This is a genomic window from Streptosporangium sp. NPDC049248 (assembly GCF_040678965.1).
Taxonomy (GTDB): domain Bacteria; phylum Actinomycetota; class Actinomycetes; order Streptosporangiales; family Streptosporangiaceae; genus Streptosporangium; species Streptosporangium fukuiense.
Genome location: NZ_JBFAQY010000022.1, coordinates 66908 through 84835, shown reverse-complemented (window position 1 = coordinate 84835; position 17928 = coordinate 66908). Strand labels below are relative to the sequence as shown.

General features: G+C 68.5%; 8 protein-coding genes. 2 read left to right on the top strand and 6 right to left on the bottom strand.

What is annotated here, in order from left to right; genetic code table 11:
• Positions 1–37 precede the first annotated feature (37 nt).
• The 4 genes from AB0K21_RS31545 to AB0K21_RS31530 all read right to left on the bottom strand — a co-directional run bounded on the left by AB0K21_RS31545 (position 38) and on the right by AB0K21_RS31530 (position 3127).
• Positions 38–1159, bottom strand: a complete 1122-nt coding sequence (locus tag AB0K21_RS31545) for a serine hydrolase domain-containing protein (protein ID WP_343963882.1) — start codon at positions 1157–1159, stop codon at positions 38–40.
• A 32-nt stretch (positions 1160–1191) separates the two neighbouring features.
• Positions 1192–1542, bottom strand: coding sequence for a hypothetical protein (locus AB0K21_RS31540; RefSeq protein WP_343963884.1), 351 nt, complete (start codon positions 1540–1542; stop codon positions 1192–1194).
• Positions 1539–2564 carry an RNA polymerase subunit sigma-70 gene (locus tag AB0K21_RS31535; protein ID WP_364155345.1) on the bottom strand — a complete coding sequence of 342 codons (1026 nt, stop codon included), beginning with the start codon at positions 2562–2564 and terminating at the stop codon, positions 1539–1541. Before AB0K21_RS31535 ends, AB0K21_RS31540 begins: the two co-directional genes overlap by 4 nt.
• Positions 2565–2665: 101 nt before the next feature.
• Entirely contained in the window at positions 2666–3127 is a 462-nt protein-coding gene (locus AB0K21_RS31530) for an RDD family protein (protein WP_343963888.1), read from the bottom strand.
• A gap of 126 nt (positions 3128–3253) precedes the next feature.
• Here AB0K21_RS31530 and AB0K21_RS31525 point away from each other — a divergent pair, with 126 nt between their 5' ends.
• Together AB0K21_RS31525 and glnA are read left to right on the top strand one after the other, a co-directional pair.
• A complete protein-coding gene (locus tag AB0K21_RS31525; RefSeq protein ID WP_364155343.1) occupies positions 3254–4270 on the top strand; it encodes a hypothetical protein in 1017 nt (338 codons plus the stop codon).
• 170 nt (positions 4271–4440) lie between these two features.
• On the top strand, positions 4441–5865 hold the full coding sequence (gene glnA, locus AB0K21_RS31520; protein ID WP_343963892.1) for a type I glutamate--ammonia ligase: 1425 nt from the start codon (positions 4441–4443) through the stop codon (positions 5863–5865).
• Between the two features lie 206 nt (positions 5866–6071).
• On the opposite strand, the gene AB0K21_RS31515 is transcribed toward glnA, so the two are convergent.
• A complete protein-coding gene (locus AB0K21_RS31515) occupies positions 6072–7421 on the bottom strand; it encodes a hypothetical protein (protein ID WP_364155340.1) in 1350 nt (449 codons plus the stop codon).
• 91 nt (positions 7422–7512) lie between these two features.
• Positions 7513–17802: an RHS repeat-associated core domain-containing protein gene (locus AB0K21_RS31510; RefSeq protein ID WP_364155338.1), complete on the bottom strand. Its 10290-nt coding sequence runs from the start codon at positions 17800–17802 to the stop codon at positions 7513–7515.
• Between the last annotated feature and the right edge of the window lie 126 nt (positions 17803–17928).

The window sequence follows — 17928 nt, the reverse complement described above, 5'->3', positions numbered from 1 at the left end:
CGCGGGCGGTCGTCCGGGACCGGCCGGGAGCGCGGGCCTAGCGGCCGGCGTTCATGACGATCCGGCCGATCTCGTCGAAGGTGCCGAAGTCTCCGCCGGAGACCAGGTTCTTGGTCATGGCGATCGCGATCCCGCCGGCCGTGTCGGCGTAGGCGGCCGAGCCACCGCTGCCCGCCATCCCGAACAGGGTAGGGGCGTCGAGCAGTTCGGTGGCACCGACGGCGTACCCGAGGGATCTGGTGACCGGAGTGCCGGTGACCTCGTCCACGCCGGTGACCGCCACCTCGGTGATCTCTCGCAGCCGTTCCGGTGAGACGAGCCTGACGCCGTCCACCTCGCCCAGCAGTGCGGCGTACATGCGGGCCACGGCACGGGCGGACATGGTGCCGCCCGCCGGGATGTCGGAGGTCAGCACGTCGACACGGTTGCCGAAACCGGCATCCGGCATCGCCGCCATCGGCGCCGCCGTGTAGCCGTCCACCACCCTGAAGAACGGTATGTCGGCGAACATCTCCGCGGACATCTCGAAGTCGTTCGGCGCGTCCTCCAGCCGGGCCAGCCTGCCCAGTTCGGATTCCGGAACGCCGAAGAACAGCTCACCGGCCACCCCGAGCGGTCCGGCGACCTCCTCCCGCAGGACCTGCGAGATCGGCCTGCCGGTGCTCCGGCGGACGATCTCCCCGATGAGGTAACCGAACGACTGGGGGTGGTAGCCGGTCCTGGTACCCGGCTCCCACCAGGGCTTGGCATCGGCGATCACCGCGCACATCCCGTCCCAGTCGCACAGGTCCTCGGGCGTGGTCCCGGCGGGCACGCCGGGCACGCCCGTCGAGTGGGTCAGGGCATGCCGCACCGTCGCGCGTTCCTTGCCATGGGCGCCGAACTCAGGCCATAGCTCGACGATCGGCGTGTCGTAGCCGAGAACGCCCCGCTCCACGAGCACGTGCAGCACGGTCGAGGTGACGCCCTTGCCGGTCGAGGCGCTGTAGAACGGCGTGTCCGGCGTGACGGGACGCCCGGTGGCCGGGTCGGCGACACCCGCGACGACGTCGACCACCGGTTCGCCGTGCCGGTACACGGCGACCTGCAGGCCCCGCTCGGTCCCGGACTCCACGAGCCTGTCGGCCGCCTCCTGGACCCGCTTCTGTATATCGTTCATGATCATCCCTTCCGTGCTGCGGTGTGTGACCGTTACGACGGCCGGGGACCGCGAAAGGAATCGCTCCGTGGGGGTCGGTTTCCGGAAGCCCGGGCTCGGTGGGACCCGGACCTGCGTGAGATCGCGAGCAGGACGGCGGGTTCCCGTCCCGGATTGTGCACGGCTCGCACCGGCAGCCCGTCCAGCCACAGCACGTCGCCGCGGCGGAAGGCCAGGCGATCGCCGTCGGAGCGGACGAGCTCGATCCGTCCGCGCTCAAGCAGGACGATCGCGTCCCGCCATCCGGCTCCGGCCCCATCCAGCGAGCCGCCGGGCTCGACGACGACCCTCCGTACCCGGAACGACGGTCCGAACCGTCCGGGGTCCTCGCCGCTGTCCGTCACAGCGCCGCGGGGAGGCCGAACGCCGGGAAGATCTCGGCACCGAAGGTGGTGATCTGGGTCACCAGCCCGTCCTCGACCCGCAGGACGCCGAGCCACGAGCCCTGGTACTCGGACTCGCCGGGGCGCCTGAGGTAGGCCGCCGCCGCGGGTTGCCGGTTGGCGCGGGTCGGCAGGACGCGCCAGTCACCCCACGCCTCGGGGCCGATCATGGCCGGGCGCCACGCCTCGACGATCGCCTTCCCGCCCAGGATCCAGATCGGGGCCGGTGGCATCGCCTGCCAGGCGTCCGCGCGCAGCACCCCGGCCAGGATCTCGGGATCCGCCTGCTCGACGGCGTCCATGTAGCGTCGCAGCGCCGCGCGTTCCCCCTCGGTCGGGTCCGAGGAGGGCGCCCACTCCAGGCGCTGTCCGGGCAGGTGTTCCCGCATCGTCGACCGGGCCCGCTGCAGGGCGCTCTTCACCGTCGCGACGCTCACCTCCAGCAGCGCGGCGGCCTCCTGTGCCGACCAGCCGAGCACGTCGCGCAGGATCAGCACCACCCGCTGCCGGACAGGCAGGTGCTGGATGGCGGCCAGGAAGGCCAGCTCGATCGTCTCCTTGGCGACCACCTCGGCGTCCGGCTCGGCGCCGGCGGGCGCGGGCGGCTCCAGGAGCCGGTCCGGGTAGGGACGCAGCCAGAAGACCTCGGTCGGCGACGGTGCGGACACGCCTGGAGTGGCCAGCACCGGCGCCTCACGCGGGCGCGGGCGGCGCGGATGACGGTCCAGGAAGTCCAGGCAGGCGTTGGTCGCGATCCGGTACAGCCAGGCCCTGAAGGTCGAGCGCCCCTGGAAGCTCTCCCGCTTGCGCCAGGCGCGCAGGAACGTCTCCTGCACCAGGTCCTCCGACTCCTCGAAGGAGCCGAGCATCCGGTAGCAGTGCACCCGCAGTTCCCGCCGGTACCTCTCGACGAGCGTGCCGAACGCCGGTTCGTCACCCGCCAGCGCGGCGGCCAGGACCGCGCTCTCCTCTTCCTTGATCACAACGACATCTCTCCCATACCGCGGCCCGCCCGGCGCGGGCGCCCGCCGTTGTGACGGTCGCCGGAGGGAAAAGGAATCGGCTGCGGGCGTGGGGACGCGCCTCAGAGGCGTACTACCACGGTGTTCGCCGCGCGGTCGTGCAGGCCCCGCTGGTCGCGGTCCCAGATGAGGGCGGGCAGGGCCAGGCACAGCAGGACGGTCCGTACCAGCACGGAGACGAACCCGGGGCGGCCACCGTCGAGCGCGGCGATCCTGATGCCGAACAGGCGCATCCCGAAGGTCATCCCCATGGTGCCCGCCAGCAGGAGGTATTCGGCGGCCAGAACCAGGATCGGGACCCAGGCCGAATGGGCGGGGTCGATCCGCAGGAGCCCCTGGGTGATGGCCCAGGTGCAGATCAGCCAGTCGACCACGATGGCGCCGAGCCTGCGGCCGAACCCGGCCACCGAGCCGCTGCCCTCTGCGGGCAGCCCGAGCCGCTCCCCCGGATAACCAAGGTCGACTCCGGCCGATCTGACGCCACCGAGCCAGGTCTGGGTCCAACGCGGCTGCTTGCTGCTCATGCCCCAACGGTAGCCGCCCCCGGTGCCGCTCCCGCATCCGCCCGATCCCTCGGCTACCTGGATCGGGCCAGAGCAATGGATCATTTGCACTGACATCTCGGCAAGCACATTCCCCCCGGAGACCTCGTGCCCGACAACGGTGACATCGACCAGCGCTTCGAGGCGCTCACCGCTCAGATCGGCAGTCGCGAACGCAAGCGGATGATGAAGATCGCCGAGCAGGAATGGGCACGGCAGCCCCGCCTCCGGCGTCGCCGCAGGCGGCGGTGGACCGCGGTCGCGGTGGCCGTCCTGGTGGCGGCGGCCGGAGGGTTCGTCGTCTACCGGCCCGAAACCGCCGAGCAGGTCCGCGCCGCTGTCCTCGCGGACTTCGGCATCGATCCGTCCGCCGATCCGACGGCCGGGCGGAGCGCCGAACCGGCCCCGGTGGAGCCGGCACAGGTCTCCCCCTTCGACGGCTCACCGGCCCAGAAGTACGCCAATGGCGTAAAGGGGCTGGTCATGCCGGAGCCCAGAGCGATCGGCGGGCTGAGCCGCAAGGAGGTGGCCGCGGCCATCCGGCACGCGAAAGAGCTTCTGGCGGCCTCGCACCTGGACCGGAAGGTGCTGCTGGGCGGCAGACCGAACAAGCTGATCCGGCTGCTGGACCCCGAGCAGCGCGCACCGTTCGTCAAGGGACTCAAGCACCCCGGCAGGAAGAACGCGTACGAGAGCCGGGCCTGGGTGGCCAGCCTGGCCCCGAAGAGCGCCGAACTCGCCAGCGAGACCTTCAAGGTCCACGGCAAGACCCGGCTGTCCGTCTTCAAGGAGAACGGCCTCAGGGGCGTCCAGGTCAAGGTCAACTATCTGTTCGTGTACGCGATCCAGCGACCGGGCCGACCGGACACCCTGACCAGGCTCGTCGTACACAACATCGGTGAACTGGACGTGTGGCGCCAGGACGGCCGGCTGCGCTTCTGGGTCAAGAACTGGAACGGTGGTGGGGCCGCCCCGGCCCGGTGCGACGTCGACGACGCCTACGTACACCCGTTCTATCCGGACTCGCCCCCCGACGAAGTGAAAACCGACGGCCCTCCCGTGGACCCCTACTCGCTTGAGGACGAGCCCTCGGACGAGTGCAGGGTGCTGAAGTCGAACACGTGAAAATCCGGCAAAACCGGGCAAAGGAAGGCTCGGTATACCCGTCCAGACGGGGTCCGAGAACTAGCGTGAAGGCGACTTTCGCTTAACACGAGTGAAACAAACGAGACACGGGGCGGTAACGGCGCAGGCATACCTTCGGCCTGATAGCCCGTGCCCCATGGGAGGTTCGCGTGTTCAACTCCGCCGACGACGTCCTGAAGTTCATCAAGGACGAAGGAGTGCAGTTCGTCGATGTCAGGTTCACCGACCTGCCGGGGACGACGCACCACTTCACGTTCCCTTCGGAGAACTTCGGAGCCGGCGTCTTCACCGACGGTCTCATGTTCGACGGCTCGTCGATCCGCGGTTTCCAGGCCATCCACGAGTCGGACATGCTGCTGCTGCCCGACCCGTCCACGGCCGTGCTCGACCCGTTCCGGCAGCACAAGACGCTCAACATCAACTTCTTCGTGCACGACCCGCTGACGGGCGAGGCCTACAGCCGTGACCCGCGCAACGTCGCCCGCAAGGCGGAGGAGTACCTCAAGGGCACCGGCATCGCCGACACCGTCTACTTCGGCCCCGAGGCCGAGTTCTACATCTTCGACGACGTGCGCTTCGAGACCAACGCGCACACCAGCTACTACCACATCGACTCGATCGAGGGTGCCTGGAACAGCGGCAAGGCCCAGGAGGGCGGCAACCTCGGTTACAAGCCGCGGTTCAAGGGCGGCTACTTCCCGGTCCCGCCGATGGACCACTTCACCGACCTGCGTTCGGAGATGGTGCGCCGCCTCATCGACGCGGGCATCGACGTCGAGATGCAGCACCACGAGGTGGGCACGGCCGGCCAGGCGGAGATCGACTTCCGGTTCAACACGCTGCTCAAGGCCGCCGACACCCTGATGCTGTACAAGTACATCGTCAAGAGCACGGCCCTGGAGCACGGCCACACGGTCACCTTCATGCCCAAGCCGATCTTCGGTGACAACGGCTCCGGCATGCACTGCCACCAGTCGCTCTGGAAGGACGGCGCGCCGCTCTTCTACGACGAGGTCGGCTACGCGGGTTTGTCCGACACCGCCCGCTACTACATCGGCGGCCTGCTCAAGCACGCCCCGTCGCTGCTGGCCTTCACCAACCCGACGGTGAACTCCTACCACCGCCTGGTGCCCGGCTACGAGGCCCCGGTCAACCTGGTCTACTCCCAGCGCAACCGCTCGGCGTGCATCCGCATCCCGATCACGGGCTCCAACCCGAAGGCCAAGCGCATCGAGTTCCGCGTCCCGGACCCGTCGTGCAACCCGTACTTCGCCTTCGCCGCCCAGCTGATGGCCGGCATCGACGGCATCCGCAACAAGATCGAGCCGGTCGAGCCGGTCGACAAGGACCTCTACGAGCTTCCCCCGGAGGAGGCCCGTAACATCCCGCAGGTCCCCGGTTCGCTGACGGACGTGCTCGCGGCCTTGGAGGCCGACCACGAGTACCTGCTGGAGGGCGGCGTGTTCACGCCGGACCTGATCGAGACCTGGATCTCCTACAAGCGGGAGAACGAGATCGACCCGATCCGCCTGCGCCCCCACCCGCACGAGTTCGAGCTCTACTACGACGTCTGAGCCGCTGGCTTCTGACTTGGGTAAACGCCGGTCAGGAAACTAAGGCGTCTCGCGAAAGGCCGTCGACCGCCCCTCACAGGAGGGCACGCTCGACGGCCTTTCGCATGTGCTCCTCCCTCGGCGGCACGAAGTGCGCGCAGGTGGTGAACCCGGCCGCCCGTGGCCCGGAATGGCCCTCCGCTACCGCGCACTTCCCGTCAAGGGCGTCATGTGGGGTCCGGAGTGATGAAGCAAACGGCAAGGCCGCCCGAGACCTCTCCCCCGTAGTCCGACCAGTCCGCGTCTCCCGCGTAGCGAGCCCAGTCCGCCTTGCTGAGCCGCTCGTTGGTGTTACCGTGGCAAGCCGCCTCCTCCGGGTCAGCGACGACCTCGGCCAGGTTCCTGAGATCCCACAGGGAGACCCCGCTGGGGCCGGCCGCCAGGGCGATGCCGCCATCGGCACTGAAAGCCACGGATTCAATCTCCCTCGCGTATCCCTTCAACGCGGCCAGCCGTGTCGGCCTGGACAGGTCGGAGAGGTCCCAGAGAAACACGGAATCGCTCGGTCCGGCGAGCAGGGCGGTCTTCTTATCGGAGGTCAAGGTCATGTCGTACATGTAACCGAGGGGCACCTCGAACACGGCCGTGCGAGCCGGACGCGACCGGTCATCGAGGTTCCAGACCTCGACCCGAGGCCCGTTCCCGACGAGGACGACACGTCCGTTCGCGCTCATCGCCGTCGCCACCATGGATCTCTCGGATCTCTCGGGCGGGGGCAGGTCGGCCGACTTGACCGGATGCAAGGGGTCGGCGAGATCCCAGACCGTCACCGCATCATCGTTGTCCACGGTGACGGCGGTCCGGCCGTCCGCGCTGAGCCCGAGGCCGCGGATGGAGGAGGTGTGCGCTCTCGTCACCGACAGGCGCGCTGGACGAGACCTGTCGGTCAGATTCCACACGGCCATGTCGCCGACGTCGTTGGCGATCACCGCCGTACGACCGTCGTGTGACAACGCCAGCGCCCGCACGCTGTCGGTGTTTCTCTCACCCGCCAACACGGCCACCCGGATCGGCTTGGCCGGATCGGTGAGATCCCATACGAAGGTGGCGCCTTCGTCGCCGGTCAGCGCGGTCCGCCCGTCGAAGGACAGTGCCACCGCGTCCACGCCCTCCTTGTGGCCCTTCAAGGTGGCGACCCGATCGGATTTCAGGATGACCTTGGGATCGAGCCAGGTCGTCAGGTCCCACACGCTCACCTCGTCGCCGTCACCGGTCAGAGCGAGCCGCCCGTCGCCGCTCAGCGCCACCTTCCTGGAGGCGTTCGGTGTGAGCTCGCTGCCATGCCTCGCGACCAGCGTGTCGATCAGTCCCGCCCGGGTCTGCCCGTCAGAGTGGATCTTGACTGCGGCCACACCGAGGTTCCGGGCCGTGCCTGGGGCGGCGTCGCGCAGGTCCGCGGCGTGCAGCGCGAGCCCATGAGCCAGTGCGACGCGTTCCTGAGCCAAGGCCCTGTCGTACTCACGCTTCCACGCGAGTCCCGCGACGACCAGGGAGACAGCCAGGAGCACGGCAAGCATGATCGCGGACGTTCTCCAGCGGGCGCCGCCGCGCGGATCCGCTTGCCGGGCTTCTGGCAGGTCATTCACTTCGGTCTCCAAACCATCCGGCTCACAATGGTGCGTATTCTTTTCGGATGACGCGCTCGTGCTGCGGGCCGCAGTCCTTGGGGCCGTACTGGCGGGTCGCGGTGCTGACCGGGCAGTCATAGGTCCAAGTGATCATCTGAATGCCTCCACCCTCACCGTGTGCGGTGCTTCCGTCGAGCGCGGTGCTGATCGCGCTCTGTTCGATCTCATCGATGATGCCGTTGATGATGTCGATCACCGCTTTCGCGACGCCACAGCCCCCGGCGACCACCGGCTTGGTCGGGCCCAGAACAGCCGCGCAGATGTCGAGCCCGGCGGTCACGAACACGAGAGGCAGACTGCCGCCCTTGTCGATCTTCAGTCCGTCCTGCGGGCTGATGTAGGTCACGCACATGTGGCCGTGCTTGCGCTTCTCGCAGATCGCGTATGACACGTCCTGCCAACTCTCGCCCTTGGTGCAGACCGTGCCGTCGAGTCCGTTCGATCCCTGGCATTCCTTGAAGAAGGTCTTCCAGGTGTTGTTACAGGTGTTCTTGTCCTCGAAGACCTTCCTGTTCGCGCTGTCGCGGCAATGGACCAGCATGTTCACGCCGAAGGCGCATTCGTTCGCCGAGCCTCCTCTACCTCCCTTGTAGCACGAGAGGAACTTACCCTCCAGGTCGTTGCACTGGACGTTTTTGTGCAGCGCGCATTTGTAGCTGACCTCGGAGAAGGTGCTGCATCCCGGATCGTCGCCTCTCTTGTCCGCGCGGCACGAGTAATAGTCGAATCGCACGTTTCTGCAGGATCCGGTCGACTGGCCGTACCCTGCCTTATCGTTATCGATTTCTCCGTATTGGCAGCGGCGAACCTCCCTGCCCGCGCCGCTGCAGACACCATGACTCTGCCCGCTGTAGTAGTCGCTTCCCGTGCGGCATGTAACGTAATCGTTCGCGAACTCAGAGCAGACGCCGTGATTGCCCTTGTAGTTCCCGGCCCGCTTCTCACCGCGACAACTGACGTAGTCGTTCTTCATACCCTGGCAGATTCCCGTGCTGTTTTTTTCCTTCCTGCAGTCCCTGTACTCGCCGGCTGCGTCGTTGCAGATCGCCCCCTTGCCCTTCTTGGCGCCCTTGGGACACTTGGCGCTGTTTACCGAAGTGCCGGATGACGACTTCGTCGTCTTCATCGTCGTCTTCGTCGCCTTCACCGCTACCTTTGTGGCCTTCTTGGCCTTGTGGCCGTCGGGATCGATGTTGGTGAGCGGGTTGTCATTGGCATAGGCGTAGCGGTTGAGCTGCACGCTGGGGTCGGGGTTCTGGGTGAGGGTGTCACGGGAGACGAAGCTGCCCGTGCTCGGCTGGTACCAGCGGGCCGCCATGTTGACCTTGCCGCTGCTGGGATCGGTGTAGCCACCCTGGTAGCCGAGCGTGTGCGTGGCCCCGGTACGGGTGATCACCTCACCGAACGGGTCGTAGGCCACCGAGTCCACCAGCGCCGTCCCGTCCGCGGTGAAGGCGCCGACCAGATCTCCCCGCAGGTCGGAGAAGGCCAGCTGGGCGCTGCTGCCGCCGTCACTGATGCCGAGTGTGCGGCCCAGCGCGTCGCGGCCGAAGCTCGCCTTCTTTACGTTGGCGGCGTCGGTGACGGCCACGAGGTTGTCGGTCAGGCCGTCGTAGACGTGGTGGGCTGTCTGCCCGCCCTGGGTGCGGGTCTGGATCCGGTCGAGTGCGTCGTAGTCGTAGGTGACGGTGTCGTCGTTGATGAGGCGGTCGAAGGCGTCGAACTTGGTGATGTGGACGATGCCCTTGGCGTCCTCCTTGAGCGTGCCGCGTGCGGTGTAGGTGTAGGTGTGGCCGTCGCCCGAGGTCAGGCGGTTGCGTTCGTCGTAGGCGAACGTCTTGTCTCCGGCCTTGATCCGGTTGCCCGCGGCGTCCCACGCATAGTCGGTCTTCTTGTTGTCGGGGGCGGTCCAGGAGGTCAGCCGGTTGGACCAGTCGTAGGTGTAGGTGTTCTGCCCCGCGCCCGCGGTACCCGAGGTCGTCTTGGAGGTCAGGTTGTCGTCAAGGTCATAGCCGTACTCGATGGAGGCGATGGCGCCGCCCGATGAGGTGGTGAGCCGGTCCTTGGTCAGCCGGTTGAGCGCGTCATAGGTGTAGCCCCGGCGCGCGCCCGCCGCGCCGTAGGTCATGGAGGTCAGGCGGGAGGCCTTGTCATAGCCGTAGTCGATCACGGTGGCACTGACCGGGTCCGCCGACTGGGTGAGCCGGTCGGCGTCATCCCAGGTGAACGCGGTCGTGCCGGTGATGTCGACACGCTGGGTGAGCCGGCTGTTGGCGTCGTAGGCATAAGCGTTCACGTCGCCGCCCGTGCCGGTGGTCTTCAGCAGCAGGCCGCGGTCGTTCAGCGTGAAGCTCAGGTCGTTCGCGCTGACGACCCTGCCGGCCAGGTCGTAGCCGAAGGTCTTGTCCTCGGTGGCCACCTCGGCGCCGATGCCCGACTCCTTGGTCAGCCGGCTCAGCTCGTCGAAGACGCGGTCGACGCGAACGCCGCCGGGGATGAGGCTGGTCACCGGGTTGCCCGCGGCGTCGTAGCCGGTCGTCCAGGTCCGGTCGGCCGGGTTCGGGTGCGCGGCGGTGCTGGGCTCGATGACCGACTCGATCAGTCCGAGGCTGTTATAGGTGGTGTAGGTGGCGTTCCCTCGTCCGTCGGTGGAGCGGGTCTGACCGCCGGTGGCGCTGTAGCCGAAGGTGCTGGTGATCCTCTCGGTGGCCGAGACCGGCTCCCGCACTTCGATCAGCCGGTTCGCGGCGTCGAACACCTGGTTGACGGTGTGGCCCTCCGGCGACGTCTGGCTGATCAGGTTGCCGGCCAGGTCGTAGCCGAACGTCCTGGTACGCAGCGTCGCGCCGTCGGCGTCCAGTTCTCGTGTCTCGGTCTTCCTGTTGGCCAGGTCGTAGGTGGCCGTGGTGGACAGGCCCAGCGGGTTGGTCGTCTTGACGGGCCGCCCGGCCAGGTCGTAGGCGAAGGTGGTGGTGTTGCCCAGCGCGTCGGTCTGCGCGGTGAGCGCTCCGGTGGCGTCGTACGCGCGCGTGCTCGCGTCGCCGGTCGGCCGGATGGTCTTGACCACCCGGTTGGCGTCGTCGTACTCCATCCTGGTGACGTAGACCGCCTGAGACGGCTTCCGCTCGATAGTGGTCAGGGTGATCTGACGGCCGAGGTCGTCATAGGTGGACTCCGAGCGAGCCCCGGTGGGGTCTATGGTCCCCAGAGCCTCGCCCAGCAGGTCGTAGTCGTAGGTCCAGACCGCGGCCGGTGCGGCGCCCGCCCTGGGCGCGGTGGCCCGCACCTTGCGGCCGAGCGCGTCGTAGACGGCGGTGGTGGTCTGGCCACTCCGGTCCGTGGAGCTGATCAGCTGGCCCGCGGCGTCGTACCCGGCACTCGCCTTGGGCGTGATCGGCTGCCCGCCGGGCGGCGTGTAGGCGGGGAAGATCTGCTCGACGATCCGCCCGGCCCGGTCCAGCGTGGAGGTGGTGGTACGACCCTCGGCGTCGACCTGGCGCGTCCTGTCTCCGAAGGTGTTGTAGCCCAGCTTGGTGGTCGGGCGCAGGGTGGACGTCGGGGCGCCCGCGCGTTCCACCGTGACCGGCGGCAGTTGGATCCGGGTGGGCAGGCCGGCCGCGTCGTAGGTCACGGAGGTGGTGAACGCTGCCGGGTCGGCGCCCGAGGCGTTGCCTCGCGGGTCGGTCACCTCGGTGACCAGGCCGCGGTCGTCCATGGTGAAGGTCGTGACCAGGTCCTGCCCGTCGTTGCGCACGGTCTGGCGGATCGGCTTGTCCGCGGCGTCGTAGGCGTACTCGGTGATCTCGGTGCGGCCGGTGCCCCCCACACTCTGGCTGACCTTGACCATGTTGTCGTTGGCGTCATACGCGGCGGTGGTGACGCGGTTCAGCGTGCCGGGATCCACGGTCTGGGTGACGAGGCGCCGGGCGGCGTCGTAGGTGGCATCCACCCGCAGTGTGCCGTTGCCGGTGATCTGCCGGGTGGGGTTGCCCGCGGCGTCGTAAAGCCTGGACTCCAGCACCACGTCCCTGGGCGTGGTCGAGCCGTTCAGCCGGGCGCCCTTGGCGATCTTCTCGGCCGGGAGGTTGTCGGTGAAGTAGGTGTAGGCGGTGGTACGCCCCATCGCGTCGGTCTGCGAGGCCAGCCGCCCCGCCGGGTCGTAGGCCATGGAGCTCATGACCACATCAGCGGCCGGCTGCGGGTTGACCGGGCTGCCGGTCCAGCCCTTGAGCGTGGTCGTGGCCGGCTCGCCGCGGGCGGTGTAGCCGTAGTGGTACGTCGTGCCGCGCTCGTCGGTGAAGCCGGTCTTCTGGCCCTTGTGGTCGTACCCGAACCGCTGCACGCCGCCTTCCGGACCTGTGATGGTCTCCACCCGACCGTAGTCGTCGTAGGTGTAGGTGGTGGTGCGCGTGGCGTCGCCGCCGGTCAGGTCGGCCACCGACTCGGTCAGTGGCAGACCGTCCGCGTCGTAGGTGCCGGTCCACTGCGAGGTGTGCGTCACCCCGGTGACGTCGTTCTTGACACCGGTGCCCGTGCGGGAGGTGACCTTGCCCAGCCCGTCATAGGTGATCGTCGTCTTGACGCCGTCGGGGAACGCCTCCGAGATCTCGGTCTGCGTGACCAGCCGGCCGAGCGCGTCGTGCTCGTACTTCCTGACCAGGCCGGTCGGACTGGTCTCCGTCGCCAGGTCGCCGGCGGCGGTGTAGGCGTACGTGGTCTCGTTGCCCTTGAAGTCCTTGCTGGACTTCACCAGACCGGCCGGGGTGAGGCCGCCGCCGACGGCGGGCTCGCTGCCGTCGGTGTACACCTTCGCCGTCGAGCGGCCCTGCGGGAAGTCCGATGTGGGCGGCGTGGTGTGCTTGGTCTCCTCGCCGAAGGCGTTGTACGACCACGAGGTCATGTACGTCTCATCGGTCGCCGACGCCGAGCGGGCGTCCCGGTGCCCGGTCCTCAGGTCGTTGCGCGGGTCGAACGGGTTGTCGATGTTGAGGTAGTGGTTGAAGTACTCGCTGGAGCAGTTGTCCGCCGTCCGGCACGTCTTCTTGGACACCAGGTTGCCGCGGGCGTTGAACGCCACTTCGGTGACGTTGCCGTTCGGGTCGAAGATCTTGGCGGGGTACCCGCCGACGTCGTAGGTATAGCGGCTGGTCTGGCCGAGCTGGTCGGCCATGGAGACCTGCCGGCCGCCGCGCGAGACGTCGTCCACGTACGTCAGCGTCCCGCCGTGCGGGTCGGTCACCGTGGTCGTGGCCGAGGTGTAGACGGTGGTCTCCTTCGCGTGGACCGGCGCCGACAGCTTCCACGCTCCGCCGTTGACGTCCGTGTGCTGGGTCAGGCGTCCGCCGTCGGCGGCGTAGACGTTCTCCGCCTCCGTCCGGCCTGAGGGCGCGACGGCCTTGGTCAGTTGCGGTTGCGGCTGGCGGGCCGCGTAGTGGGTTCTGACGACCTGCGCGCCGAGCGGCTTGCCGTACACGGCGACCTCGTCGATGTCACCGGCGAACGGGAAAGCCGCGGTGGAGCTCGTGGTGGCGGGCCAGGCCGACGAGCCGAAGCCCGCTCCGATCCGCGTCTCCCACTGGCCGACGTGGGTGATCTTTCCGGCCAGTGTGCCGACGGCCTGACCGTCCAGGTAGAGGGTCTGGGAGTCGTGGGCGCCGGAGAGCACCACGTGGTGCCAGTTCCCGTCGTTGACCGGGCCGGACGAGGTGATCGGTGCGGGGGTACCCGTGTAGAACTGGCCGCGCAGCTTACCGTCCGTGCCGATGTACAGGCCGGGGGTGAAGGCCGTGGGGGTGTTGGCCGCCGAGTTCTGGTAGCCGATGATCGTGCCGGAGCCGGTGGTCCTGAACCACGCCTCCACCGCGAGGTGGCCACCCTGGCCACTGATCGTCGCCTGCGGGAGCGCGACGTACGTGGAGCCCGCGGTGCTCTTGAAGCGCAGCGCGGTGTCCGGCGAGCCGGTGAGCGCGCCGGGGACGCTGGTGGCGTCGGCCGTGGTGCCGGTGAGCTTGGCCTCCTCCGAGCCGAGGACCGGGGAAGAGTTGACGATCTTGGTTCCGGTGGCGGTGGCCGTCTCGTTGAGCCGCCAGTAGCCCTCGGGACCCGAGTCCAGGACGGCGCTGCGGTAGCGGGAGGCGTCCCCGTAGGAGTAGACCGAGCAGGCGGTTCCGGTGTTGGGCGGGCAGACCTTCACCAGCTTGTCGCCGTCGTAGGTGTAGGTCCAGGTCAGGGGCGCGCCGTTGACGGGGTCGGTGGACACGCCGGTCACGTGGTCGCCTGTCCAGGTGAATGTCAGCGACCTGCCGCCGGTGCCCGTGGCCTTGGCCAGCTTGCCGTCCGCGCCGTAGATCAGCTCCTGGGTGCGGTTACGGTGGTCGGCGACCTTGGTGAGGCGGCCACTCGCATCGAACCAGTACGAGGTGGCCGACTTGTCCATCAGCCGCCAGCCGCCCTCGGGCAAGCTCGCCAGGGTGGCGTATGTGCCCGACGGCGAGGCGTACGTGCCGTCGCCCTTGGCGGCGAAGCGTAGCTGCTCGCCGCCCGGATAAGTCACCAGCAAGGTGGACGTCTGTGGTTCGGGCTCGATCCGCATGTCCCAACGGGTCGACCAGCCCGCACCGAACGCCTCGCCGGTGCGGGGATCGAGGCTGTTGTACGTGCGCATCACCGACAGCGGTGGCCCGGTCACGGCCACCGCCACGTCCGTCTCGGTGTGGGTGAAGTTTCCGGAAGAGTGGTTGAAGGCCCGTCCGTTGGTGCCCTCGCCGAGGGAGGAGTTGATCGTGCCCTGCTCGGGCGTGGGAGTGAAGGCCCGCCACGACGAGGTCACGGTCATGGTGCCGCTGGTTGCCTTGGCCTGCCACCAGTAGGTCTGCCCCCAGGCCAACTTGTGCGCGCCGGAGACGCTGGAGTTGGACAGCGACCAGGTTCCCGACTTCTCCCAGGTGGGGGTGCTCTCGCACCACGTCCAGTTCGACGGCGTGCCCGCGCAGAGCTGGAACCAGTAGGTGACGGGGTTCTCGTTCGCGGACTGGGCGTGCGCCGACAGCGTCGGCTCCAGGCTCCCGGCCTGGCTGTTGTGCTCGGGTGCGAAGCTGATGAACGGCAGCGCCGTCACGACACCCGACTGCCACCCCGACCAGGGGCCGTTCACTCCAGTCGTGGTGACGGCGCGCACACGCCACCGGAAGAGCCAGCCGTCCTGCAGCTTGCCCGTCGGGACGGCCATCCAGGCGTTACTGCCGGAGGGATAGGAGGTGGTGGACTTGCCGGCGTAGATCTGGCCGGTGCCCTGCTCGGGGACGGCCGGGTCGTGCTCTATTTCGACGGCGAGCTGGGAGGCGCGGTTGTCGGGGTCGGTGACCTTGGCGTACAGGGAGGGTGTCAGGGTGGTGGCCGACCACGACGCGGTGCCGCGCCTGGCCGGGGCCATGCCGAGCCCTTCCACGGACGGGACGTTCAGGTTCACCCGTGCCGCCTGCCAGTCCGACCAGGGACCCTTGACGCCGGTGGTGGTCACGCCCCGCGAGCGCCAGCGGATCTGCCAGCCGTCCGTGAGCTTGCCCGAAGGGACCTGGAGCCAGGCATTGGCGTCGGACACGTAGGAGGTGGTGCTCTGCCCGGCCCAGATCAGTCCGGTTCCCTGGGCGGAGGCCGACGGGTCGTGCTCGATCTCGACGCCGAGATAGGAGGCGCGCCCCTCGGACGAGGTGACCTTGCCGAACACCCACGGGGTGAGAGAGGAGATCGTCCAGCCGGCGGCGCCGGAGGTGCCGGGGGTCATGCCGGCGCCGGCCACGCTCGGCTGAGTGAGCGCCACCACGGCTGATTGCCAGTCCGACCAGGCGCCGGCCATGCCGGACGTCGGTACGCCGCGCACGCGCCAGCGGATTCGCCAGCCGTCCGTGAGCTTGCCCGAAGGCACCTGCACCCACACGTTGGACCCGGACGCGTACGCGGTCGTGCCTTGGCCCGACCAGATCAGACCCGCGCCCTGATCAGGGGTTGACGGATCGTGTTCGACCTCGGCACCCAGGTACGCCGCGGCACCGTTCGGGCTCGTGATCTTCGAGTAGAGCCAGGGCGTGAGCGAGGAGAACGTCCACAGGCCCGTCCCCTGGGTGGCGGGGACCGCGCCGAGCCCGCTGCCTGCGGGATTGTTCACCTGGATTCTGGCGGTCTGCCACACCGACCAGGGCCCGTACAGCGTCTGGGAGCTCTCGGTTGGTGTGATGCCGCGCGCCCGCCAGCGGATCAGCCAGCCGTCACGGAGCTTGCCTGAGTCGATGGTGAAGCCGATGGCCGAGCCGGACGGGTTACCCGCGCCGCCCGTGTAGCTCCAGATCCTGCCGCTGCCCTGCGACAGGACGGAGGGATCGTGCTCGACCTCGACCGACAGGCCGACATTGCGTCCTGCGGCGTCGCTGACGGTCGCGCCGAAGGACGGCGTCAGCGAGGTCAGCGTGGACAAGGTTGTCCCGGATACGCCGGGCGTGGCCGACAGCGCGGATACGGCGGGTTTGGTGATGTCCAACCTGGCGGTCTGCCAGCCCGACCACGGACCGTACAAGGTTTGGGAGCTCTCGGTGGGGGTGATGCCGCGCGCCCGCCAGCGGATCAGCCAGCCGTCCTGAAGCTTCCCTGAGTCGATGGTGAAGCCGATGGCCGAGCCGGACGGGTTACCCGCGCCGCCCGTGTAGCTCCAGATCCTGCCGCTGCCCTGCGACAGGACGGAGGGATCGTGCTCGACCTCGACCGACAGGCCGACATTGCGTCCTGCGGCGTCGCTGACGGTCGCGCCGAAGGACGGCGTCAGCGAGGTCAGCGTGGACAAGGTTGTCCCGGATACGCCGGGCGTGGCCGACAGCGCGGATACGGCGGGTTTGGTGATGTCCAACCTGGCGGTCTGCCAGCCCGACCACGGACCGTACAAGGTTTGGGAGCTCTCGGTGGGGGTGATGCCGCGCGCCCGCCAGCGGATCAGCCAGCCATCTTTCAGCACGCCCGAGCTCACAGTGAAGCTCACCACGGATCCGTTCGCGTTGCCCGCGCCGCCCGTGGAGCTCCAGATCTTGCCGCTGCCCTGCGATGGGACCGACGGATCATGCTCGATCTCCACGCTCATACCCACATTACGCCCGTCGGGATCGGAGATCTTCGCCTCCAGCCAGGGCGTCAACGTGCTCAGCACCGTCAGTCCCGACACCGTCGTACCCGGTCCGGAAGCCAGGTTCGACGCAGCAGGCTTGCTGATGTCCACCCGGGCGGCCTGCCAGCCCGACCACGGGCCGTAAAGGGTGTCGCTGGTCTCGGTCGGGGTGATGCCGCGGACCCGCCAGCGGATCAGCCAGCCATCCTTCAGCCGTCCGGAGGGCATGTTGTAAGAGACGTACGATCCTGAGGGATCGGCGGAGCCACCGGTGAAAGACCAGATGCGGCCATTGCCCTGGCCGGCGGCCGACGGGTCGTGCTCGACCTCGACGCTCATGCCCACATTACGCCCGTCAGGGTCGATCACCCTGGCCTCGAACCACGGGGTCAAGGACGACAGCATCGACTGACCGTCGCCCGAGGCGCCGGGCCCGGCCGCCAGGTCCGACACGGCCGGTTTGCTGATGTCCAGCTTGGCTGTCTGCCAGCCGGACCAGGGGCCGTACAAGGTTTGGGAGCTCTCGGTGGGGGTGATGCCGCGCGCCCGCCAGCGGATCAGCCAGCCATCCTTTAGAACACCGTACGAGGCGGTGAACCGCACCGTGGAACCGTTCGGGTCGCCCGCTCCTCCGGTGTAGGCCCAGATTTGGCCGGTGCCCTGTGCGGGAACGGACGGGTCGTGCTCGACCTCGATGCTCAGCCCCACGTTGCGCCCGTCGGGGTCGGTAACCTTGGCCTCGAACCACGGCCTGGGCGACGAAAGGATCATCGTTCCGGAGATGGCGGTGCCCGGGCCTGATGCCAGCAGGGACACGGCGGGCTTGCTGACATCCAGCTTGGCTGTCTGCCATACCGACCATGCGCCGGTCGAACTGGAGGTCAGACCGCGCGCCCGCCAGCGAATCGTCCAGCCGTCCTGAAGCTTCCCTGAGTCGATCGTGTACCGGATGGTCGAGCCCGATGCGCTGCCCGTCCCTCCGATGTACGTCCAGATTTGGCCGGTGCCCTGTGCGGGAACGGACGGGTCGTGCTCGACTTCGATGCTCAGCCCCACGTTGCGCCCGTCAGGGTCGATCACCCTGGCCTCGAACCACGGCTTCGGTGACGACAGGATCATCATGCCCGTGCCAGAGGTGCCCGGGCCGGCTGCCGGCAGGGACACGACGGGTTCGGCGGCGGTCAGGCTGACGGAACGCGACCTCTGCGAGTCGCTCCCCGTTCTCGCCGGGCGGAGCGCCGGGGTGAC